19 protein-coding genes and 1 pseudogene are annotated in these 19,827 nt (G+C 68.2%); 4 read left to right on the top strand and 16 right to left on the bottom strand.

Translation table 11 applies throughout. The features are described 5' to 3' along the window. The first annotated feature begins 11 nt into the window (after positions 1-11). The gene (locus tag ACQ66H_RS00100; protein WP_430432288.1) at positions 12-374 is read left to right on the top strand and encodes a hypothetical protein; all 363 of its coding nucleotides are present in this window, start codon (positions 12-14) and stop codon (positions 372-374) included. Between the two features lie 21 nt (positions 375-395). Here ACQ66H_RS00100 and ACQ66H_RS00095 read toward each other — a convergent pair whose 3' ends face one another. The 3 genes from ACQ66H_RS00095 to ACQ66H_RS00085 form a co-directional block, all read right to left on the bottom strand. Next, a complete protein-coding gene (locus ACQ66H_RS00095) occupies positions 396-902 on the bottom strand; it encodes a macro domain-containing protein (RefSeq protein ID WP_430432287.1) in 507 nt (168 codons plus the stop codon). Between the two features lie 99 nt (positions 903-1,001). After that, a complete protein-coding gene (locus tag ACQ66H_RS00090; RefSeq protein ID WP_430432286.1) occupies positions 1,002-1,838 on the bottom strand; it encodes a lysophospholipid acyltransferase family protein in 837 nt (278 codons plus the stop codon). Positions 1,839-1,862: 24 nt separating this feature from the next. After that, positions 1,863-2,621, bottom strand: a complete 759-nt coding sequence (locus ACQ66H_RS00085) for a GNAT family N-acetyltransferase (protein WP_430432285.1) — start codon at positions 2,619-2,621, stop codon at positions 1,863-1,865. Positions 2,622-2,784: 163 nt separating this feature from the next. On the opposite strand from ACQ66H_RS00085, the gene ACQ66H_RS00080 reads away from it, so the two are divergent. Continuing rightward, positions 2,785-3,585: a peptidylprolyl isomerase gene (locus ACQ66H_RS00080; protein ID WP_304005742.1), complete on the top strand. Its 801-nt coding sequence runs from the start codon at positions 2,785-2,787 to the stop codon at positions 3,583-3,585. Positions 3,586-3,635: 50 nt separating this feature from the next. On the opposite strand, the gene ACQ66H_RS00075 is transcribed toward ACQ66H_RS00080, so the two are convergent. From ACQ66H_RS00075 to ACQ66H_RS00020, 12 genes and pseudogenes are all read right to left on the bottom strand, one after another. Beyond that, the gene (locus ACQ66H_RS00075; RefSeq protein WP_430432284.1) at positions 3,636-5,405 is read right to left on the bottom strand and encodes a SpoIIE family protein phosphatase; all 1,770 of its coding nucleotides are present in this window, start codon (positions 5,403-5,405) and stop codon (positions 3,636-3,638) included. 30 nt (positions 5,406-5,435) lie between these two features. Then, positions 5,436-5,777: an STAS domain-containing protein gene (locus ACQ66H_RS00070; RefSeq protein WP_430432283.1), complete on the bottom strand. Its 342-nt coding sequence runs from the start codon at positions 5,775-5,777 to the stop codon at positions 5,436-5,438. A gap of 91 nt (positions 5,778-5,868) precedes the next feature. Then, entirely contained in the window at positions 5,869-6,501 is a 633-nt protein-coding gene (locus ACQ66H_RS00065) for a flavin prenyltransferase UbiX (protein WP_430432282.1), read from the bottom strand. Further along, a complete protein-coding gene (locus ACQ66H_RS00060; RefSeq protein ID WP_430432281.1) occupies positions 6,498-7,013 on the bottom strand; it encodes a Gx transporter family protein in 516 nt (171 codons plus the stop codon). The genes ACQ66H_RS00065 and ACQ66H_RS00060 overlap by 4 nt, the downstream gene beginning before the upstream one ends. Beyond that, positions 7,013-7,357 carry a NusG domain II-containing protein gene (locus ACQ66H_RS00055; RefSeq protein ID WP_430432280.1) on the bottom strand — a complete coding sequence of 115 codons (345 nt, stop codon included), beginning with the start codon at positions 7,355-7,357 and terminating at the stop codon, positions 7,013-7,015. Before ACQ66H_RS00055 ends, ACQ66H_RS00060 begins: the two co-directional genes overlap by 1 nt. 26 nt (positions 7,358-7,383) lie before the next feature. Beyond that, positions 7,384-8,233, bottom strand: a pseudogene (gene rapZ / locus ACQ66H_RS00050) (RNase adapter RapZ). A 397-nt stretch (positions 8,234-8,630) separates the two neighbouring features. Then, positions 8,631-8,822 (bottom strand): DUF1289 domain-containing protein, encoded by a 192-nt coding sequence (locus tag ACQ66H_RS00045; protein ID WP_430432279.1) that lies wholly within the window; start codon positions 8,820-8,822, stop codon positions 8,631-8,633. Beyond that, positions 8,823-9,725 carry a hydroxymethylglutaryl-CoA lyase gene (locus tag ACQ66H_RS00040; RefSeq protein ID WP_430432278.1) on the bottom strand — a complete coding sequence of 301 codons (903 nt, stop codon included), beginning with the start codon at positions 9,723-9,725 and terminating at the stop codon, positions 8,823-8,825. Further along, positions 9,725-10,516, bottom strand: a complete 792-nt coding sequence (locus tag ACQ66H_RS00035; protein WP_430432277.1) for an enoyl-CoA hydratase-related protein — start codon at positions 10,514-10,516, stop codon at positions 9,725-9,727. Before ACQ66H_RS00035 ends, ACQ66H_RS00040 begins: the two co-directional genes overlap by 1 nt. Beyond that, positions 10,516-10,899 (bottom strand): hypothetical protein, encoded by a 384-nt coding sequence (locus tag ACQ66H_RS00030; protein WP_430432276.1) that lies wholly within the window; start codon positions 10,897-10,899, stop codon positions 10,516-10,518. Before ACQ66H_RS00030 ends, ACQ66H_RS00035 begins: the two co-directional genes overlap by 1 nt. Then, positions 10,896-11,456, bottom strand: coding sequence for a TIGR00730 family Rossman fold protein (locus tag ACQ66H_RS00025; protein ID WP_430432275.1), 561 nt, complete (start codon positions 11,454-11,456; stop codon positions 10,896-10,898). Before ACQ66H_RS00025 ends, ACQ66H_RS00030 begins: the two co-directional genes overlap by 4 nt. Before the next feature lie 101 nt (positions 11,457-11,557). Beyond that, entirely contained in the window at positions 11,558-11,881 is a 324-nt protein-coding gene (locus ACQ66H_RS00020) for a hypothetical protein (RefSeq protein ID WP_430432274.1), read from the bottom strand. A 175-nt stretch (positions 11,882-12,056) separates the two neighbouring features. Here ACQ66H_RS00020 and ACQ66H_RS00015 point away from each other — a divergent pair, with 175 nt between their 5' ends. Beyond that, positions 12,057-13,103, top strand: a complete 1,047-nt coding sequence (locus ACQ66H_RS00015; RefSeq protein ID WP_430432273.1) for an MBL fold metallo-hydrolase — start codon at positions 12,057-12,059, stop codon at positions 13,101-13,103. A gap of 19 nt (positions 13,104-13,122) precedes the next feature. Then, positions 13,123-14,955, top strand: coding sequence for a PHA/PHB synthase family protein (locus ACQ66H_RS00010; protein ID WP_430432272.1), 1,833 nt, complete (start codon positions 13,123-13,125; stop codon positions 14,953-14,955). Between the two features lie 455 nt (positions 14,956-15,410). On the opposite strand, the gene ACQ66H_RS00005 is transcribed toward ACQ66H_RS00010, so the two are convergent. After that, a partial coding sequence (locus ACQ66H_RS00005; RefSeq protein WP_430432271.1) for an Hpt domain-containing protein occupies positions 15,411-19,827 on the bottom strand: 4,417 nt, incomplete at its 5' end.

Here is a 19,827-nt window from a genome sequence, read left to right as displayed (position 1 = left end):
CAGCAGTCTCGATGACCCTTTTGCTGGTTGCTGCCGGCGCGCAGGCGCAGGTGCTGGACCGGCCGACGCTGGCCGAGCGGCTGGCCGCGTGCTCTGCAATCTATGGCGACATCGCGGCCGCGCATCCGCAAGCGAGCCGTACCGTGCGTGTGCAGTACGCTGCGAAGAACTACCTCTCGCTGGCCATGCGCCTGGGCGAACGCCCGCAGGTCGCGGCCGTGCTGGCGCGCGAGCGCAAGGCGCTGGCCGAACGTCGCGCCGACCCTGCGCAGGCGCAGGGGCTGGACGACGCGTTCGCGCGGCGCGACGACGAGTGCAACCGCCTGCTCGAACACAATATGGCGCTGATCGACAGCCTGCGCGACGGGCGCTGAGCGCCTGCCGCACCGACGGCGTCAGTGCAGCTTCTCGTCCGCCACCACGTCCTTGCGATAGGTTTCATAGACGACGACCGGAATGCCCAGCGGTGCCAGATGCTGTTCGATCAGCGGCTTCACCTCGGCCCACTCCAGACCGCCGACGCCGGTGGCCAGCCGCGGCAGGGCCACGCTGGTGGCGCCGATCGCCTGCAGGTGCCGGGCCAGCGCCTTCAGCGCGTGATGCACGTGCTCGACCGTCGCCTTGCCCGGTTTTGCCGCCGGGCCTTCGCCCACCATGTCCTGGGTGAGCATGTTCACGATGTTGCGCGTGCTGCCGTCGTTATCGACGCCGGCCCACGACCACACCTCGCCCGGCGCCATGTGGCGGCCGTGCTGCGCGTGCCGGTAGTCGCGCGCCATCGACGGCCAGCGCTCGCGCAGCGCCAGCGCCAGACCGTGGTCGAAACGTTCGCGCACGGCGATGCCGTGGGCGATGACCTGGGCGCGCGTAAAAAGAATGTCGCCGGTGACTTCGCGGATCATGCGGTTCTCCTCGTACCGTCCGGTCTGCGGCACCGTGCCGCAGCCTCCGATTCCACGGTACGCCGCCGTGCTGTGCGGCCGTTGATCCGAATCAACTGTTCAGGCGGTCGCGCTCACCTGGGCGTGCGTCACCTGCGCCAGATCCTGCCGCGTCAGGCCGTGCGAGGGCAGGGCCGGCAGCAGTTCGACGCGCGCCACCGTGCGCGGAGCGCGCGCCAGCATGCAGACCGACTGCCAGAAGCTCACGTCGTCGATGTAGGCGGCGGCGTCCGAGTGCTCGCCGCGATGATCGACATAGCGCAGGCGCACCGGTTTGACCGCGCGGCCGGCGTCGATCGCGGCCTGGAACAGCGCGGCGCGAAAGGGCAGCACGGCGCGGCCGTCGGTGGTCGTGCCCTCGGGGAACACCATCACGCTGCGCCCGCAGCTGAGCGAACCGACCAGCCGGTCACGCACCTCGGCCGCCGAACTGCGGCTGGCGCGACGGATGAACACCGTGTGGTTGCGCGCCACCAGCCAGCCGAGCAGCGGCCAGCTGCGCACCTCGTCCTTGCAGACGAAAGACAGCGGCGAGATGGCGTTGATCACGAACACGTCCACCCAGGAGATGTGATTGCTCACCAGCAGCTGGCCGGGCCGCGGCAGCGGCCCCTGCGCCTGCAGTTCGACACCGAGCACGCCGAGCAGCTGGCGCGACCAGCGTGCGCGCATCTTGCGTTGCGTGCGCTCGCCGACCAGCGGATAGAGCAGGGCGACGCGTGAACAGCCGGCGGCCAGATGCACGGCCAGCCGCGCGATGCGCCAGGTCATGCGCGCCTGTGCGCGCAGGCCGGAAGTGTGGTGCGTGGCCGCGGCGGCACGCGCGGCGACGGGGTGGTGCGGATGAGGGTGCGACAAGGGAAGATCGAGGTCGGCAAACAGACTGATGACAGACATCTTACGTCCTCCCCGGTTCGCGGATCAGGCGGCGCGCTGTACGAAGTGGCGGGCGTAGCGCGCATCCAGCTTGGCCATGGTGAGCAGCAGCGGCAGGTCGGCGGTGTTGAAGTCCGGGTCCCAGGCCGGTTCGCCGCACACCTCGGCGCCAGCGCGGATATAGCCCTTGACCAGCGGCGGCAGGACACTGCCGGCGTTCGGTGTCAGGCGCTCCAGCGGCAGCCGCACCTTCGGGAACACGCGGTATTCGGCCGGCGCCATGTGCGCGCTCAGGCCGGCCCAGATGGCCGCCGCATTGTGGCCGCCGTCGGCCAGCCCGATGCTGGCGCAGCCGATCAGGTACTGGTGGCCACCGTCCAGCATGTAGCGCGCAAGACCGGACCACAGCAGCGCGATCACCGCCGCGTTGTTGCGGTAGTCGGCGTCGATGCAGGAGCGGCCGATCTCCACCATCTGCGAGCGCAGGTGGTCGAGCCGGCCGAGGTCGAATTCGGTTTCCGAGTAGTAGCCGCCGGTGCGCCGCGCCGCCTCGGGCGGCAGGATGCGGTAGCAGCCGACGATGCGGCCGTTGTCCTCGTCGCGCACGATCAGGTGTTTGCAGTGGGCGTCGAAGCGGTCGATGTCGGCGCCGTGCACCGGGCTGTCGAGCCGTGCGCCAAGTTCGTCGGCGAACACCCGCCAGCGCAGCTGCTGCGCCGCCAGCACCTCGGATTCGCAGGCCGCCAGCGTGACGCTGAGGTTGCGCTGGGCACGCCGTTCGCGTGCCGAATCGATCTGAAGCATTCCCGTCTCCGTGAAGGGTACCGCTTCAAGATATGCAGTGCGTGTTCAGCACATATGACGTCGCGGCGACAGCACGGTTACAGCAGCCCTCGCCACACCGGCCAAAAGGGCGGTATAAGCATTCCGCTCGAACGAGCCCCACACAACCCACGAGGATGTCCTGATGAACCACCGTATCGGCGCACTTGCCGCCGCCCTGATGATGAGTGTTGCCGCCTCCGCCGTGGCCCAGACCAAGGCGCCTGCGGCCGGTGCCGCGCTGGCCAAGGTCAATGGCGTGGCCGTGCCCGCCGCGCTGGCGGATCTGCTGGTGCGCGAGCAGGTCGCCCAGGGCGCGCCCGACAACGAGGACCTGCGCAACCGTGTGCGCGAGCACCTGGTGCGCCGCGAGGTGCTGCTGCAGGCGGCACGCAAGGCCGGTACCGACAAGGTGCCGGAGGTGCAGCAGCGCATCGCCTATTCCAGTGGCGAGATGCTGGCCAACGCCTACCTGGAGCGCTGGGTCGAGAAGAACCCGGTGACCGAGGCGGCCGCCCGCGCCGAGTACGAGCGCGTGGTCGCTCAGGGCGGCCCGAACGAATACGCGTCGCGCCACATCCTGGTCGATTCCGAAGAGGTCGCGCGCGACATCATCGCCAAGCTGCAGGCCGGGACGCCGTTCGCGGAACTGGTGTCGGTGTCGAACGATCCGGGCAGCAAGGAGCGCGGCGGTGAGCTGGGCTGGTCGCGCCCGGGCTCCTTCGTTCCGGAATTCGACGCCGCCCTGCAGAAGCTGGAGAAGGGCCAGTTCACGACCGAGCCGGTCAAGACCGCCTACGGCTTCCACGTGATCCAGCTCGACGACGTGCGCCGCGCCGAAGCGCCGAAGTTCGAGGAGGTAAAGGACCGCGTGATCGAATCGATGCAGCAGCAGGCGGTGCAGACCCACATCGAATCGCTGATGTCGAAGGCCAAGGTGCAGTAAGCACGACGGGCATCCGCCGCCGTCCGCGAAGGACGTGGCGGATGCATGTTCTACGTGTGGCCGATGTAGCGCAGCGCCAGCAGCGTCACGTCGTCCGACGGCGCCTGGCCGTCGCAGAACAGGCGGGTCGCCTCGCGTACCGCGTCGATGGCGCCTGCTGCGCCGGCGCGCAGACCGGTCAGCGTCGCCAGCAGCCGCGTTTCGCCGAACAGTTCTCCGCGCGTGTTCAGCGCTTCGGTCACGCCGTCCGTGTAGAGCAGCAACTGGTCGCCCGAGCCGAGCCGGGTTTCGCCCAGTGCGTAATCGATGGTCGGGTCGATGCCGGCGATCGGGTTGCGCGGCACCTTGAGCAGTACCGGCGCGTCGCCGCGACGCAGCAGCACGGGCCGCAGATGACCGGCGTTGGCGTAGCGGAAGCTGCCATCGCGGGTGTCCAGCAGGCCGATGAACAGGCTGGCGAACAGCAGTCGTTCGTTGTTCAGCGCCAGCTTGCGGTTGGTGCGTTCCATCACCCTTTCCAGATGCCCCTTCTGCCCCTGCTTGCGTGCCGCTTCTGCGCGCAGCGTGGTCAGTGTGCGCATCATCAGCAGCGCGGCCGGCATGCCCTTGCCGCAGACGTCACCGATGGCGACGAACAGGCGGTTCTCGTCGATGAAGAAGGCGTCGAAGAAGTCGCCGCCGATCTCGCGCGCCTGCTGGATGCTCGCTTCGCACTCGATTTCCGGGTGTTCGGCGAACATCGGCGAGCGCAGCGGCAACATGCCCGACTGGATTTCCTGCGCCGTGCGCAGTTCCGACTGCAGGCGCTCCAGTACCAGCGAGCGGCGCACCTGTTCGACCACCTGGTGATTGGCCTGGCGCATGCGCGCCGCCATCAGGCGCAGCAGGTTGCGGGCGACCTGAGGCAGCGGCAGCAGCTCGGAAAAGAAGGTGTGGGCGTCGATCAGCAGCAGGCGTGTACCGGGTTCGGCCACCACCCAGGCGGACGCCGGTTCGCCGTCGATGATCGAAAGCTCGCCCGCGCATTCGCCGCTGCCGATCACCGTGTAGCCACCCTGGCCGTCAGTCGCCGGATCGTCCAGGTAGACCCGCAGCCGTCCGGCCAGCACCAGGGCCACGTGGTCGTTCTGCATGCCGGGCGCCAGCACCACGTATTCGTCTGGGTAGTCGCGCTGCGCGCAATGGGCGAGCAGGCCTTCGATCAGCGCGTAGGGCACGTCGCGGAACAGGTCGAGGCGCGAAATGAAACCGAGTGCGCGGCGCTCGCCGCCGACGCGGGCGTCTTGGCTGACACGGCTGCCGTCGGCGCGGATCAGCGGGAACACCGCGGCTTGGCGACGCCTGCGCTCGACGCCGCGGCGCACCGGGGTGCGGCTGCCGCTCGGGCTGCTGCGGCTTGGCCGGGTCCACGCCAGCGTGAGCTGGTTGCGGCCGCTGGTGCGCTCGTAACTGACCTGATCGGCGAACTGGCGCACCAGGTGCACGCCCAGTCCGCCGACGCTGGCTTCTTCCAGTGTGGCCGGGGTCACCGGCTCCGGCAGCTCCAGCGGATCGAATTCGCGGCCGTCGTCCGCCACCACCAGCTTGACCGACTGCGGCTCCAGAATCAGGTCGAGCGCGATGGTGTGCGGCGCTTCGTCGTCGAAGGCGTAGCTGACGATGTTGGCGACCAGTTCCGATGCGCACAGGTCGAGCCGGAACACCAGTTCGCTGCCCAGATCGAAGCTGTCGCCGAGCGTGCGCAACCAGGCGCTCGCAGCGGAAATGGCGCCGCTGTCGTTGATCAGGCGCAGGCTTCGGCGCGCGTGTGCGCTATGCACAGCGCACCCCGTGGAGATTTGCTCCGGCGTTCAGTCGGCCAGCGCCTTGCGCGCGGCGTCGAGGTCGTCGCACAGCGTCAGCAACTGGTTGACGCCGGCGGTCTGCAGCACGCGCCGTATCATCGGCTGCGCACCGAACATGACCAGCTTGCCGCCGCGCGAGGCCTGGCCGCGTGCCGCCGACAGCAGCGTGCGGATGCCGATCGAGGCGAGAAAGCTCACTTCCGACAGATCGATCGCAATCCTCGCCGGGTGCGTGCTGGTGGCGTAGGTGAGCGGCTGGTCCAGCGTCTCCGCGCCTTCGATGTCGAGACGACCGTCGAGCCGGATCAGGGTGATGCCGCCGTCCAGCGGCTGGCTGTCCATCTTCATGTGCGTGCTCCCGAGGTGCCCGGTCGCCTGCGGCGGCACGACCGGAAAGCCCTTCAGCTTGTTTCATCTGCATGTCAGGCGTGTGACAGCGTCAGTCGGCATCGCGCGATTCGCCCCAGCGCGGCAGCAGCGTGTGCGGAACGCGCAGCTGGTCGAGTATGCGGGCGACCACGAAATCGACCAGATCGGCGATCTCGCGCGGCTGCTGGTAGAAACCGGGCGAGGGCGGCAGGATGACCGCGCCGTTGCGCGACAGGCTCAGCATGTTCTCCAGGTGCAGGGTCGAGAAAGGCGTCTCGCGCGGCACCAGGATGAGGGTACGGCGTTCCTTCATCACGACGTCGGCGGCGCGTTCGATCAGGTTGGACGCCAGGCCGTGCGCGATCGACGCCAGCGTACCCATCGAACAGGGGCACACGACCATCGCATCGGGCGGATTCGAACCGGAGGCCGGCGGGCAGTTCCAGTCCTCGCGGCCGAACACTTCAAGCTGGCCCGGTGCGGCGTTGAAGCGCGCCGACAGTTCGCGCGCCGCCTGCTGCGGATTGGCCGGCAGCACGACATCCATCTCCTGCCGGGCGACGATCTGCGCTACCTGCGAATACACCAGCCAGACGCGACAGCCGGCGGCCAGCAGCATTTCGGTCAGGCGCAGGCCGTAAGGCATGCCGGAGGCGCCGGTCAGCGCGACGAGTATGGTGGGTGATCGGGGCGTCGAGGTCATGCCGCATTGTCCCGCAACAGCCGGTCGGCGACCACGCCATTGACGATGCCGAACACCAGCGCGGCGGCGAAGAACACGGGCGCCAGGTTGAACAGGCCGTCGTGCGGCACCAGCCAAAGCCGCGCAAGCACCAGCTGGCCGCCGATGTGGGCGAAGGCCGCAGCGACCGAGCGGCCGACTGGCCCCAGCCAGCGCCAGGGCAGTGTCTGCAGTGCGCCGAGCACCGCCAGGCTGGTCAGTGCGCCGGTGGCGGCGAGAAAGAAGCCGGGCGCGAGGAACTGCCCGGCCAGCAGGCTGCCGGCGATCACCCGCAGCACGCTGACCCAGACGGCGTCGCGCCAGCCGTGGCGGGCCAGCACGATGAGGATGACGATGTTGGCCAGACCCGGCTTCACGCCCGGCAGCGGGCTGGGAATCGCCGCCTCGATCAGGGACGCGGCGATCGCTGCGGCCGCATAGCGCGCCAGGCGACGGTCGCGCGTACTCGGCTCGACGTTGACCACGGCGCTCATCAGAACGCCACCGTGTCCTGCACGCTGTCCGGTCCGGCCAGTTGCAGCGAAATGTGGCTGGGTGCGCAGACCGCGACCGCGCCAGCGCGCGTCAGCCAGCCCTGGTGCACGCAGTACTGGCGAGGACCCGGATCGGCGGCAACGCGCGCGCGACCCGGTTCGACCTCGATCACGGTTTCGCCCTGCGCGGCCAGCGCGCCGGCGATGGCGACGCGATGCGTACCGTTCAGCGGTATTTCCGCGACGATGCGGCCATCGAGGCGCACCTGAGCCAGCGTTGGCGCAGCCCGGCCCCACTGCGCCGCGGTCGTGGCGACGGTTGCGGCCAGGCCGGCTGTGATCATCAGCCAGTCACCGGGCCGCAGGCGCGTCATTTGCCGCTCGAAGCGAGCGAACGGTGACGCAGCAGTACGCGCGCTTCCTTGCGGAAGTGTTCGGCCAGCCACTGCGTCATGTAGACCGAACGATGCTGGCCGCCGGTGCAGCCGATGGCCACCGTGAGATAGCTGCGGCTGTCCTTGATGTAGCAGGGCAGCCAGTCGTGCACGAAACGCGCAATGTCGTCGCGCATGCGCAGCACGTCCGGACTGCGCTCCAGATAGTCGATCACCGGCTGATCACAGCCGGTCTGCGGACGCAGAACCGGGTCGTAGTGGGGATTGGGCAGACAGCGCACGTCGAACACCAGATCGGCGTCGAGCGGGATGCCATGTTTGAAGCCGAAGGACTCGAACATCAGCGTCAGCCCGGAGCCCTCGTCGATCTGCACCAGTTCGCGCACCCATTTGCGCAGTACCGCCGACGGCAGGTCGCTGGTGTCGATGCGGTGACCGAGCGCGACGATGGGTTCGAGCAGATCGCGTTCGCGACGGATCGCCTCGGCCAGCGAAGTCTGGTCGTCGCCCAGCGGGTGGCGCCGCCGCGTCTCGGAAAAGCGCGCGATCAGCGCGTCGTCGCGCGCATCCAGAAACAGCGTCTGCAGTTCGGTGCCGTTGCGCAGCACACCCATCATCGGCGGCAATGCGCTCATGCTCTTGCCGGAGCGCACGTTGACCGCCACCGCGACGCGGCTGTAGCCGGCGTCACGCAGATGGCCGACCAGTTGCGGCAGCAGCGGGGCCGGTAAATTGTTCAACACAAAAAAATCCGGCGTCCTCCAGCACGTTGAGCGCAACGCTCTTGCCCGAGCCGGACATGCCGCTGATCAGTACCAGGCGCATTGCGCCGCGTCGTGTTTCATTCACGTGGCTTACCTGCGAAAAAGCGTGTTCATGCAAATAACATGGTTGACACTGGGTCTGTGGAAACTACGCTGAATGAGTGCGGTCCGACGGCACGCAGCATCCGAATGCTGCCTCATGTGCTGCCCGACTGCATCCGATTCAGGATGTGGCGTGTAGCAGGGCAATCCGACCGGAGGTGTTCACCATGCGATATCTCAGACTCCAGCGCAGCCAGGCCAATCGTCGCCGTGCCGAGCGCGAAGCCGAGCGAGCCGCACTCCAGTCGCGCTCCCAGCCGGCCCAGGGCGCTCCGGGTTCGCGCGACGCGCCGGCACCTGACGGCAGTCCCAGCGAGCCGCGGCGGCGACGCGAAAACTGAAGGCCGTTCCCTCGCTCACTCGGCTGCCGGCGCCACGCGCCGGTGGCCCTGCGCTTCCCGTTCGAGGATGCGTTCGAGTATCTGCAGCCGCACCGCGTCGGTGGTCGAGCCCCAGCAGGCGATTTCGTCCCGCGAGCGAAGGCAGCCGACACAGATGCCGAGTTGTCGGTCGAGCGTGCACACGCCGGTGCAAGGTGATGCAACCATCTATTCCGTCCTGTAGGCGCGCGCAACGCGCGACGCCACCTGTCTGTCCAGCCGGGCGCTGACCCAGCGCGCCGCGCCGACCAGCTTCCCGAGATTCACGCCGGTATCGACACCGGCACCTTCCAGCATATACACCACGTCCTCGGTTGCCACGTTGCCGCTGGCACCCGGTGCGAACGGGCAACCGCCCAAGCCGCCGACCGATGCGTCGAATACCGCCACGCCGGACTGCAGCGCGGCGTACACATTCGCCACGCCCATGCCCCAGGTGTCGTGAAAGTGACCGGCCAGCCGGTGCACCGGCACCCGCGCCGACACCGCGTCGATCAGCCGCCGGATCTGCTCCGGTGTGCCGATGCCGGTGGTGTCGCCCAGACTGACCTCGTAGCAGCCCATGTCGATCAACTGCAGCGCCATGTCGGCAACGATGCCGGCGGCGATCGGCCCTTCGTACGGACAGCCGATCACGCAGGACAGGTAGCCGCGCACCCGCACATCGCTGTCCAGCGCGCGCCGCGCCACCGTACGCAGGCGCGCCATCGATTCGGCGATGCTGCAGGCGGTATTGCGCTGCGAAAACGTTTCCGACACCGCGGCGAAGATGGCGATGTCGCGGCAGCCGGCGTCGAGCGCGGCGTCCAGTCCGGTGTCGTTCGGCACCAGGCAGGGGTAGCTCACGCGATTGCTGCGCGGCAGACGTTTCATCAGTTCGCCGCTGCCCGCCATGTTCGGCACGCGCTTGGGCGACACGAAGGCGCCGGCTTCGATATTGACCAGGCCGGCGTTGACCAGCCTGGCGATCAGCGTCAGTCGGTCGTCGATGGACAGCGCGACGTGTTCGTTCTGCAGACCGTCGCGCGGTCCGACCTCGACGATGCGCACGCGGGCGGGCAGTACGCCCATCACGCGGGTCCGGCCGGCACCCAGCCGGGACGGCGGCGTGCGAACAGCGCGTCCAGCCCCTCCTGCGCCTCGGCGCCGGTATCGATGCGGTTTTCCATCTCGACGGCGTGATCGAGCGTCTTCTCGTCGGCGCGCGGTCGGCCGAGTGCGCGCACCAGCAGCTTGATCTGCTGCTGCGCACGGGGGCCGCCGAGCAGCAGCGCGTTGACCACCTCGCCGACGGCGTCGTCCAGGTGCTCGGCCGAGGCGACGATTTCCGACAGCAGGCCGATACGGTAGGCCTCGGACGCGGAAAAGCGCTCGCCGGTCAGGAAGTAGCGGCGTGCCCGTGCCGGGCCGATGGCCGCCATCACGTAGGGGGCGATCACCGCCGGCACCTGGCCGGTGCGCACCTCGTCGAAGGCGAAGTGGGCGTCGAAACTGGCGATGGCGACGTCGCAGGCGGCGATCAGACCCGCTCCGAGGCCGATCGCCGGGCCCTGCACGCGGGCCACCACCGGCCGTATGCACTCGCTGAGCGTGCGCATCAGCCGCGCCGCCAATGTCGGCTCGACGGCCATCAGACCGCTGCGTTCCAGTTCCATCGGGTCGGCGCCGATGCTGAAGCTGTCACCCAGTGCCGACAGCACCAGCAGGCGCACATCGGCGTGCGCGACCATGTCGTCGATAGCCGCGATCAGCGATTCGGCGAGCGACGCATCGAGCAGGTTGTGGTGGTCCGGCCGGTTAAGCGTGACGATGCCGATGCCGTTGACGATTTCGGTCAGCACCAGCGCATTCGGGTCCCGCATCAAGGCGCCGCCCCCTGCACCAGATGGCTGCCGAGCGCGCGCAGCGGCGCACCCAGTTCGAAGCCCGGCATGACCACTTCGTCGTTGACCGCGTACAGCTGGCAGGGCAGACCCTGTGCCTCGCAGGCGGCGATCGCTTCGCTGGTCGCGTCGTCACCGGCGTTCCACGCCCAGTCGCCGTTCATGTTCAGCGCGAACGCACGCGGGCGCAGCGTGACCTGCAGGAAGCGGCCGTAGCCGGCGCGTCCGCCCTCATTGAGCAACGGTACCGCCTCGATCAGGTTGACCGGCCGCAGCCAGGCGGTCGGCTCTGCGGCATGGACGGTGCACGGAAGCAGCGCGGCAATGCAGGTCAGCAGCGGGCGGTTCCAGTCAGACTTCATGCGGTTTCACTCCCGGTCGTCACGCCGGCCGCCAGCCGGTCAAGCAGGCGGATCGGATCTTCGTCTGAAATGATCAGCTGCCGGTGCGGCGCGCTGAGAAAACCCTCGCGGGTCGCCTGGTCGAACATGGCGAGCAGCGGATCGAAATAGCCGGCCACGTTGAGCAGTCCACAGAGTTTATGGTGCAGCCCCAGTTGCGCCCAGGTGAGAATTTCGCACAGTTCGTCCAGAGTGCCAAAGCCGCCGGGGGCGGCGATGAACAGATCGGACAGGTCGGCCATCAACGCCTTGCGCGTATGCATGCTGTTCACCACGTGCAGTTGCGTCAGGTTGGCGTGCGCCACCTCGCGTTCGAGCAGATGCTGCGGGATGACGCCGATCACCTCGCCGCCGGCGTCGAGCGCGGCGTCGGCGATCAGACCCATCAGGCCGATGTTGCCGCCGCCATAGACCAGACCATGGCCACGCACGGCGAGCAGCGTGCCGAGGATGTGCGCCGTTTCTGCGTAGATCGGGGAATCACCGCTGCGTGAACCGCAGAAGACACAGACACGCATGTGTGCAACCGGAAGTCGTAAATCGGGAGAGCGAAGTATGCACGCGCGGCGCGCGTACGGGCAGGGTGGATCGCCGCTTCAGTCGGTGATTCAGTGACGACTCAGTTGACGAACTTGGCCTTCACGACGCGCCATTCCTGCGGGCCGTCCAGCGTGCGCGAACAGCCCAGCGGTACCGGCTCGGCCCCCGGCTTCATCTCGGTCTTGGAGCGGTCGCCGGTGCCCACGCCCATGTGGTAGCGGTCCAGCCACACCATCACGGTGCGGCTCGGGTGGCTGTTGCCGACCAGCAACTGCACCGAATTGCGCGAGACGCAGCTGGCGGCGAAATCCTGGCTGAAGGTGACGAACTTGGTCGGATCCTCGTCCTCTGCCCGCACAGGCAGGGTCATCAGCAAGGCCAGCAGGGTGATCGCAGCGCGCATGGGTCTCCTCCGTTATCGGCTTATGGGTCTGTGATGCGGTAACGCACCGGGCGTTCCACCGCCGACGCGCGAGTGTACCAACAGGCTGACGTCGCACTTGATATTGCACTGCACAATGACCGGCGTTTCGGGTTACCATTCAAGGACTTCAGCATCCTGGCCCAGACCGACCGCCGTGTCCGCCCACGATCCCGTTCTCGAACCGCATCCCGCAACCGCGCCGCAACCCGGCCGGCTCGCGCCGGTGGTGCGCGGCGTGCACTGGCTGCGCATGCCGGTCGCCTTCGCGCCCGGTCACGTAAACGTCTGGGCGATCGAGGACCACGACGAGCACGGCCCGTGCTGGACCCTGGTCGATGCCGGCTTCCCCGACGACGCGACGCGTGCCAACTGGCTGCAGGCGCTGTCCGGCGATCTGGCCGGCCGCCGGGTGCGACGCATCCTGATCACCCACTGCCATCCGGATCACTTCGGTCTCGGCGACTGGCTCGCCGAACAGACCGGCGCCCGCATCTGGATGTCGCTTGGCGAGTACCTGACCGCGCAGGCCTGGTTCGGTGACACGCCGGCATCCGGCATCGATCTGATGGCGGACTTCTTCCGTCAGCATGGTCTGCCGCTTGCGCAGACCGAGGCGATGCAGCTCGAGGGCCGGCGCTATCGGCGCACCGTAGGATCGGTGCCGGTGGCGATGCGCCGCATCCTGCCGGGCGAGGTGATCACCATCGGCGACGACGCCTGGGAGGCGCTCGTCGGCCACGGGCACTCGCCCGAGCACCTGTCCTTCTATCGCGCACACGACCCGGTGCTGATCGCCGGCGACATGCTGCTGCCCACCATTTCGCCGAACACGCCGACGCTGCCTTTCGAACCCGAGACCGACGCCGTCGGTCAGTACCTCGACTCGATCGAACGTTTCCGCTCGCTCGCCGCGGCCACCGTCGTGCTGCCGGCGCACGGCGACCCGTATCGCGGCGTGGTCGCCCGCGTCGATGCGTTGCGCCTGCACCACGACAAGCGCCTCGCCCAGATCGCCGCGCTGTGCGACGAGCCGCGACACGCCTTCGAATTGCTGCCGCGCCTTTTCAAGCGCGAACTCGACAGTTTCCAGACCCGGTTTGCCATGGGAGAGGTGATCGCTCACCTGAACCATCTGTGGCAAGCCGGACAACTGCGCCGCCTGCCCGGGCAGGACGGCGTGATCCGCTTTACCCAGCCTTGAACCAGCCCAGGGGGAGACCATGAACAAGCCAGCCGCCAAAGACGCCAAGCCCGCAGAACCCGCCACCCTGCCGGACCCGGCCGAAGTCGCGAAGACCTACGCCGAAGTGGCCGAGCGCGCGAGCAAGCTGCTCGGCGAACACGTACAGCGGCAACTGAAGCGCGGCGTGACGCCGCCGGCCGACGAACTGGGCATCGCCCAGGCCTTCATGGACATGACCTCGCGTCTGCTGTCCAACCCGTACAAGCTCGCGCAGGCGCAGATGGGCCTGGTGTGGGATTACTACACGCTGTGGCAGCAGTCGATGCTGAAGTTCATGGGCGTGGATGCTGCGCCGGTGGTCACTCCGGTCAAGGGCGACAACCGCTTCCGCGGCGAGGAATGGGAGAGCCACTTCCTGTTCGACTTCTTCAAGCAGAGCTACCTGATCGCCGCCCGTCACATCCACGACGTCGTCAGCAACGTCGAGGGCATGGACGACCACACGCTGCAGAAGGTCAACTTCTTCACCCGCCAGACCATCAATGCCTTCAGCCCGAGCAACTTCGCGCTGACCAACCCCGAAGTGCTGCGCGAAACCGTGCGCAGCCACGGCCAGAACCTGCTGCGCGGCTTCAACAACCTGCTGCGCGACATCGAGGACGGCGACGGCCAGCTGCGCGTGCGCATGACCGACACCTCGGCCTTCGAACTGGGCCGCAACGTCGCCACGACGCCGGGCAAGGTGGTGGCCGAGAACGCGCTGATGCAGCTGCTGCAGTTCAATCCGACGACCGACAAGCAGTTCAAGCGCCCGCTGCTCATCGTGCCGCCGTGGATCAACAAGTACTACATCCTCGATCTGCGCGAATCGAACAGCTACATCAAGTGGGCCACCGACCAGGGCCACACCGTGTTCGTCATATCCTGGGTGAACCCGGACGAGAAGCTGGCCCAGCTCACCTTCGAGGACTACGTGCATCAGGGCCCGCTGGCCGCGCTCGACATGATCGAGAAGCACACCGGCGAAACCGAGGTGAACGCCGCCGGCTACTGTCTGGGCGGCACGCTGCTGGCGACCACGCTGGCCTACCTCGCCGGCAAGAAACAGAAGCGCATCGCCAGCGCCACCTTCTTCACCACGCTGATCGACTTTTCCGAGCCGGGCGAGCTGGGCGTGTTCATCGACGAGAAGGCGGTCGAGGGCCTGGAAAAGAAGATGTTCGAACGTGGCTACCTCGAAGGGTCGGAAATGGCCGGCACCTTCAACATGCTGCGTTCGAATGACCTGATCTGGTCCTTCGTCGTCAACAACTACCTGATGGGTCGCGAGCCCTTCCCGTTCGATCTGCTGTACTGGAACTCGGACTCGACCCGCATGCCGGCCTGCATGCACAGCTTCTATCTGCGCCAGATGTACATCCAGAACAAGCTGCGCGAGCCGGGCGGCATCACCGTGCTGGGCGAGCCGATCGACATCCGCAAGATCAAGGTGCCGGTGTATTTCGTGTCGGCCATCGAGGATCACATCGCGCCGTGGAAGAGCACCTATCTGGGCGCCCAGCTGGTGTCGGGCCCGGTGCGCTTCGTGCTCGGCGGCTCCGGCCACATCGCCGGCATCGTCAATCCGCCGGCGGCCAACAAGTACGGCTACTGGACCAATCCTGGCGTCAAGCTGCCGGGCGACGCCGACGAGTGGTTCAACGGCTGCACGCAGAACCCGGGCTCGTGGTGGACCGACTGGCAGCAGTGGGTGACCGCGCAGGACGCGGACACCGTGCCGGCACGCGATCCGGCTAAGGGCAAGCTGAAGCCGATCGAGGACGCGCCGGGCCGTTTCGCCAAGCTGCGCCTGGACACGATGAAGAAGTGATCGCGCTACCGCGCGCCTGACCGGTCCTGAAGCCGACGCCGCGCGTGCAGGCCACGGGCCCGGGCGGTCGCCGGAGGCGGGTTTGTGCGAGGGGTTTTCTGACTCCGACAGCGACCTAGATCGAAGCCGGCGGACTGCGACAGCCGCGTCGCGGTCAGAAGACCGCTCCCACAGGGGTGGAGCGCCCGACCCACGGCCTGAGCCCGGGCGAAGGTTCCGTGGGAGGGGTCTTCTGACCCCGACTACGGCGGCGGGCAGGGCGGGGCGCCGGTTTCGGGCTCTGTCGGCAGCAATCGCTGCCTCCCTCAGTGGCCGCTTCGCTCAGGCCTGGAGCAGAGACCGTGGGAGCGAGTCTGCTCGCGATTGCGGCCTGGACCGCAGCCGGCGGCCAGCGACAGCCGCGTCGCGGCCAAGGCCGCTCCGACAGGTGCCGCTCCCCCGGGGATCGCGCGTGATCAGAGGGTCTCTGGCGGCGGGGCGTAGCCGGTGATCAGTTCCAGCAGTTCGGCCTCGTTGTAGGGCTTGCCGAGGTAGTGGTTCACGCCGATCTCACGCGCGTAGGCCTTGTGCTTTTCCGCCGTGCGCGAGGTGATCATGATGATGGGGATGGCCTTCGTGCGGGTGTCGGCACGCACGTTGCGCGTCAGGTCGAAGCCGTCCATGCGCGGCATTTCGATGTTAACCAGCATCACCGCGGGCTCGGTGTCGATCAGTTTTTCCAGCGCATCCACGCCGTCCTTCGCTGTCACGACGCGATAGCCCTCGCGTTCCAGCAGACGGCTGGTCACCTTGCGCACGGTCAGCGAGTCATCGACCACCATGATCAGCGGCGCTTCGACCGCCTGCGCCACCGGTGCCATCGTGCGCACCGGCTCGTCGGCCGAGGCCGCGCGCAGCAGTTCGCTGCGGTTGCGCGCGGCGATCGCCACCGGGTTGATGATCAGCGTCACCTCGCCGTCGGGCAGCACGGTGGCACCGGAAATGCCGACCAGCTTCGACAGCTGCGGGCCGACCGGCTTCACCACCACTTCCTGGTTGCCGCGCAGCGCGTTGACCTCCAGCGCCATGAATTCGTGGCCGCTGTTGATCAGCAGCGCCCAGCTGCCGGGCACTGGCTGGCTGTGACCGTCGCCGAGCAGGCGCGGCAGGTACTGGTAGCGGTAATGCGTGCCCAGCCACTCCTGTCCGCCCGCCTCGCGCAGCGCCTCGCCGGCGTCGCCCTTCAGTTCGCGTGCGTGCTGCACCATCGACGACGGAATCGCGTAGGTCTTGCCGGCGCTGCTCACCAGCACCGACTGGGTCACCGCCAGCGTCATCGGCAGCGACAGCCGGAAGCGCGTGCCCTGGCCCGATTCGCTGGTGGTTTCGATGCGGCCGCCGAGCGCGGTCGTCGCGTTCTTCACCACATCCATGCCGACGCCGCGGCCGGCCAGTTCGGACACCGCCGCCGCCGTCGAGAAGCCCGGTTCGAAGATCAGCCCGGTCAGGCGACGTTCGTTGACCACCTCGTCCGGCGCGATCAGGCCGCGCTCGACGCCGCGTGCGCGGATGCGGTCGAAGGCGAGGCCGGCACCGTCGTCGGCCAGTTCGATCACCACTTCGTTGGTCTGCTGCGTCAGCGTGATCACGATCTCGCCGGTTTCCGACTTGCCGGAGGCGGCGCGCGCCTCGCGCGACTCGATGCCGTGTGCCACCGCGTTGCGCAGCAGGTGCTCGATCGGGCCGGTCATCTGTTCCAGCACTTCGCGGTCCAGCTCGATCTGCGTGTTGCGCAGTTCGAGGTTCACCTTCTTGCCCAGCTCCTTGGCCGATTGCCGGGCGACCCGGTAGAGCCGGTCCTCCAGCGTCGAGAACGGCACCATGCGCACCGACATCAGTGCTTGCGACAGTTCGCGGTTGAGCCGCGCCTGCGACTGTATGGCGGTGTCGGCGGCGTCGAGGTTGCGCACCAGGTTGTACTGCACGGTGGTGACGTCGGACAGGCTTTCGGTCATCAGCCGCGACAGTTCCTGCAGTCGCGTGAAGCGGTCCATCTCCAGCGGGTCGAACTGTTCGTGATGGGCTTCGGCCGCCGCCATGCGCGACTGCATCTGGCTTTCGGCGTGGATTTCGATTTCGCGCAACTGGCCGCGCAGGCGCTGCACGTTCTCGGTCAGGTCGTTCAGCGAGCCGCGCAGCGCGCGCAGTTCACCCTCGATGCGGGTGCGCGCGATGCTCATTTCGCCGGCCTCGTTCACGAAGCGGTTGACCATGTCGGAGCGCACGCGCACGGTGGGCCGCTCGCGCACGGTGCCGGCCTCGTCGTCGCCAGCCGCGGGCACCGCCTGGGTGCCGTCGGCGTCCGTGCTTGCGACTTCGTGCGGCTCGCCGGTTTCCCCGCGTTCCAGCCGGGCGACCAGTTCCTCGCAGCGGTCGTAGGCCATTTCAAGTTCGTCGAGCACGGCGGGGCGCTCGTCCGCACTGCAGGGCGCTTCGATCACGCCCTCCATGCCGTGCACCAGGTCGCCGAAGCGCATGACGCCCGCCATGCGCGCGCTGCCCTTCAGCGTGTGCAACTGGCGGCGCAGCATGTCGGAAGCGGACAGCTGCTCCGGCTGTTCACGCCATGCGCGCAGTTCGTGGCCGATGTCGCGCAGCAGGTCGTGCGCTTCCTCAATGAAGATGGGCAGCAACTGCGGGTCGATGTCGTCGGCGACGCGCGGTGCGTCCGCGGTTTCGGCGGCGCTTCGCGGCGCCGCGCTGCGCAGGCTGTCGGCCGCGGTCGGCAGGTCGCTGGTCTGCGGCAGCACGTACTCGTCCGGCAGCGCCACCTTCTCGAAGCGCATGTCTTCGTCCGCCAGCGCTTGGTCGAGCGCGATGTCGTCGTCGGTGGCCGTCACGTCCGCTGCCGCTTCGTCGGGCGACAGGTCGAGCGTCGGCTCTTCGAGCAGCGGGACGTCCGCCGCGGGCAATTCGGCGTCGACTTCCGCCGCCGTGTCGGCGTCGATCGCTTCGACTGCCGGTTCAGGCTCGGGCTGGGTGTTGCCGTCCGCGTCGAGGCCGCAGCGGAAGCCGTCGCGGTCGCTCAGTACCGAACGGGCGCCGCTTTCGGCCAGGGTGATTTCGTCGATGTCGGCGGCGCCGACGTCCAGATCCGGTGCGGACGGGATGTCGTGACTGCCGGCCGGCATCTCCAGCACCGGCAACTCGACGGCCGGGCGGGTGTGGAAGAACAGCGCGTCGAGCTGTTCGACCAGGGCCGGCGCAGCGTGCGCCTGACCACCGTCGGCGATCGCGCCGACCTGGCTTTCAAGCGTGCTGGCGGCCGTGTTCAGCAGCGCCGATTCGTGGTCGGCCGGCGGCTCGCCGTGCGCTTCGCAGCGGCTCAGTGCGTGCTCGAGCGCCTTTGCCAGCGCGCTGATATCGGGCTGGCCGACGGTCAGCGAAATGCCGCTCAGCGTGTGCGCGGCGATCAGGCTGTCCTGCGTCGGAAGCAGCGACGGGTTCAGGTGCAGGCGGGCAAGTTCGCGCCGCAGCGTGGCCAGATGGCCGCGCGCCTCGGCAACGAACAGGTCGAACAGCGTGCGGTCGGTGCCGGCGTCCAGTGCGAGGTCTTCGGCGTCGATGTCGGCCGTGATGTCGATCGCTTCCGGGCTGTCGATGACGGCCTCGGCTTCGCCGGCGACGGGCGGGCCGAGGTCCAGATCGAGATCGAAGTCGGGGGCCGTCGCCTCGACCACCTGCGGCGCGTCGTCCAGTTCGATGACGCCTGCCGGCGTGTCGTCCGCGTCGAGGTTGAAATCGAGGTCCATGTCGAGCTCGATGTCGAGCGCGTTGTCGTCCGGTGCGGCCGCCGCCTCGATGGCGACCGGCGTGGCCGGGGCGGCTTCGCTGTCGTCTGGCTCGCCACCGAACAGCGCCGCGCAGGCGGGCGGCAGCCAGCCGTGCTCGGGCGTGGCGGTGTTGCCGTCGGCCAGCTGTTCGACCCAGCCGGCAAACAGGTCGCGCGCGCGGTCGAGCAGGTCGAACAGTTCGGGCGTGCCGTCGCGCTCGCTGGACAGCCAGCGGTTCATCACCTGCTCGATCGCGTAGGCGCTTTCGCCGAGGTCGCGCAGGCCGACCATGCGGCCGCTGCCCTTCAGCGTGTGGAAGCCGCGGCGCAGCGCGGTCAGCAGTTCCTGGTTGTGCGGCGCCTGACGTGCGGCGGCGGTGCCGGAGGCGATGCTGTCGAGGACTTCGCGTGCCTCCTCGATGAAGATTTCGAGCAGTTCGGCATCGAATTCCTCCTGACTGGCTTCGGCCAGACGCACCGTGTCGGCCGACGGCGCCAGCGATTCGACCGGGGCTTCGGCCAGCGCCTGCACCGCGTCGGCCACTGCAGCGTCACCGGCCTTCAGCGCCGCCAGCGTTTCGGTCACCCTCTTTTCCAGCTTTTCGTCGGCCAGCAACTTGGCGTCCTGGCGGATGGTTTCGAGCGACTGCCGCAATTCGTCGCGGGTGTGTTCGTCGGCGTCGCCGTGCGCCAGCCGGTCGAGCAGCTGGGTCGCCTCGCTGCGGCGTGCAGCCAGTTCCGACTCAACGCTGGCTTCGTCCGCCTCGGTCGGCACGTCGCCGGTCGCCGGTGCGCTGCCGCGCGGGTTCAGGATGGCGTCGAGATCGGCCGGGCCGTACTGCAGCTTGTCCACAAAGAAGCCGAGGCCGGACAGCTGGTGCGCCAGCGCCTCGAATTCGCCTTCGGCGGCGACGTGGTCAGGTTGCGCCATGCGGGCGATCTGCTGCGCGCAGCGCCGCACCAGCGACACCGCGTCGTCCTGCCCCAGCATGTTCAGCGCGCCTTCGACCTGCTTCAGCGGCGCGGCCAGTGCGGCCAGTTCGGCTGCCTTGGCCGGATTA

Source organism: Methyloversatilis sp., from assembly GCF_965284615.1.
Lineage (GTDB): Bacteria > Pseudomonadota > Gammaproteobacteria > Burkholderiales > Rhodocyclaceae > Methyloversatilis.
The sequence above is the reverse complement of the archived record's forward strand: the minus strand, read 5'-3'. Positions and strand labels throughout refer to the sequence as shown.

Bases quoted from the DNA above. Each gene is read 5' to 3' on its own strand.
- ACQ66H_RS00060 (WP_430432281.1), bottom strand. From the start codon at position 7,013: ATGAGCGCCGTGGTCAACGTCGAGCCGAGTACGCGCGACCGTCGCCTG.
- ACQ66H_RS00080 (WP_304005742.1), top strand. From the start codon at position 2,785: ATGAACCACCGTATCGGCGCACTTGCCGCCGCCCTGATGATGAGTGTT.
- ACQ66H_RS00030 (WP_430432276.1), bottom strand. From the start codon at position 10,899: ATGAAGTCTGACTGGAACCGCCCGCTGCTGACCTGCATTGCCGCGCTG.
- ACQ66H_RS00010 (WP_430432272.1), top strand. From the start codon at position 13,123: ATGAACAAGCCAGCCGCCAAAGACGCCAAGCCCGCAGAACCCGCCACC.
- ACQ66H_RS00095 (WP_430432287.1), bottom strand. From the start codon at position 902: ATGATCCGCGAAGTCACCGGCGACATTCTTTTTACGCGCGCCCAGGTC.
- ACQ66H_RS00085 (WP_430432285.1), bottom strand. From the start codon at position 2,621: ATGCTTCAGATCGATTCGGCACGCGAACGGCGTGCCCAGCGCAACCTC.
- ACQ66H_RS00065 (WP_430432282.1), bottom strand. From the start codon at position 6,501: ATGACCTCGACGCCCCGATCACCCACCATACTCGTCGCGCTGACCGGC.
- ACQ66H_RS00045 (WP_430432279.1), bottom strand. From the start codon at position 8,822: ATGGTTGCATCACCTTGCACCGGCGTGTGCACGCTCGACCGACAACTC.
- ACQ66H_RS00055 (WP_430432280.1), bottom strand. From the start codon at position 7,357: ATGATCACAGCCGGCCTGGCCGCAACCGTCGCCACGACCGCGGCGCAG.
- ACQ66H_RS00040 (WP_430432278.1), bottom strand. From the start codon at position 9,725: ATGGGCGTACTGCCCGCCCGCGTGCGCATCGTCGAGGTCGGACCGCGC.
- ACQ66H_RS00070 (WP_430432283.1), bottom strand. From the start codon at position 5,777: ATGAAGATGGACAGCCAGCCGCTGGACGGCGGCATCACCCTGATCCGG.
- ACQ66H_RS00020 (WP_430432274.1), bottom strand. From the start codon at position 11,881: ATGCGCGCTGCGATCACCCTGCTGGCCTTGCTGATGACCCTGCCTGTG.
- ACQ66H_RS00035 (WP_430432277.1), bottom strand. From the start codon at position 10,516: ATGCGGGACCCGAATGCGCTGGTGCTGACCGAAATCGTCAACGGCATC.
- ACQ66H_RS00090 (WP_430432286.1), bottom strand. From the start codon at position 1,838: ATGTCTGTCATCAGTCTGTTTGCCGACCTCGATCTTCCCTTGTCGCAC.
- ACQ66H_RS00100 (WP_430432288.1), top strand. From the start codon at position 12: ATGACCCTTTTGCTGGTTGCTGCCGGCGCGCAGGCGCAGGTGCTGGAC.
- ACQ66H_RS00025 (WP_430432275.1), bottom strand. From the start codon at position 11,456: ATGCGTGTCTGTGTCTTCTGCGGTTCACGCAGCGGTGATTCCCCGATC.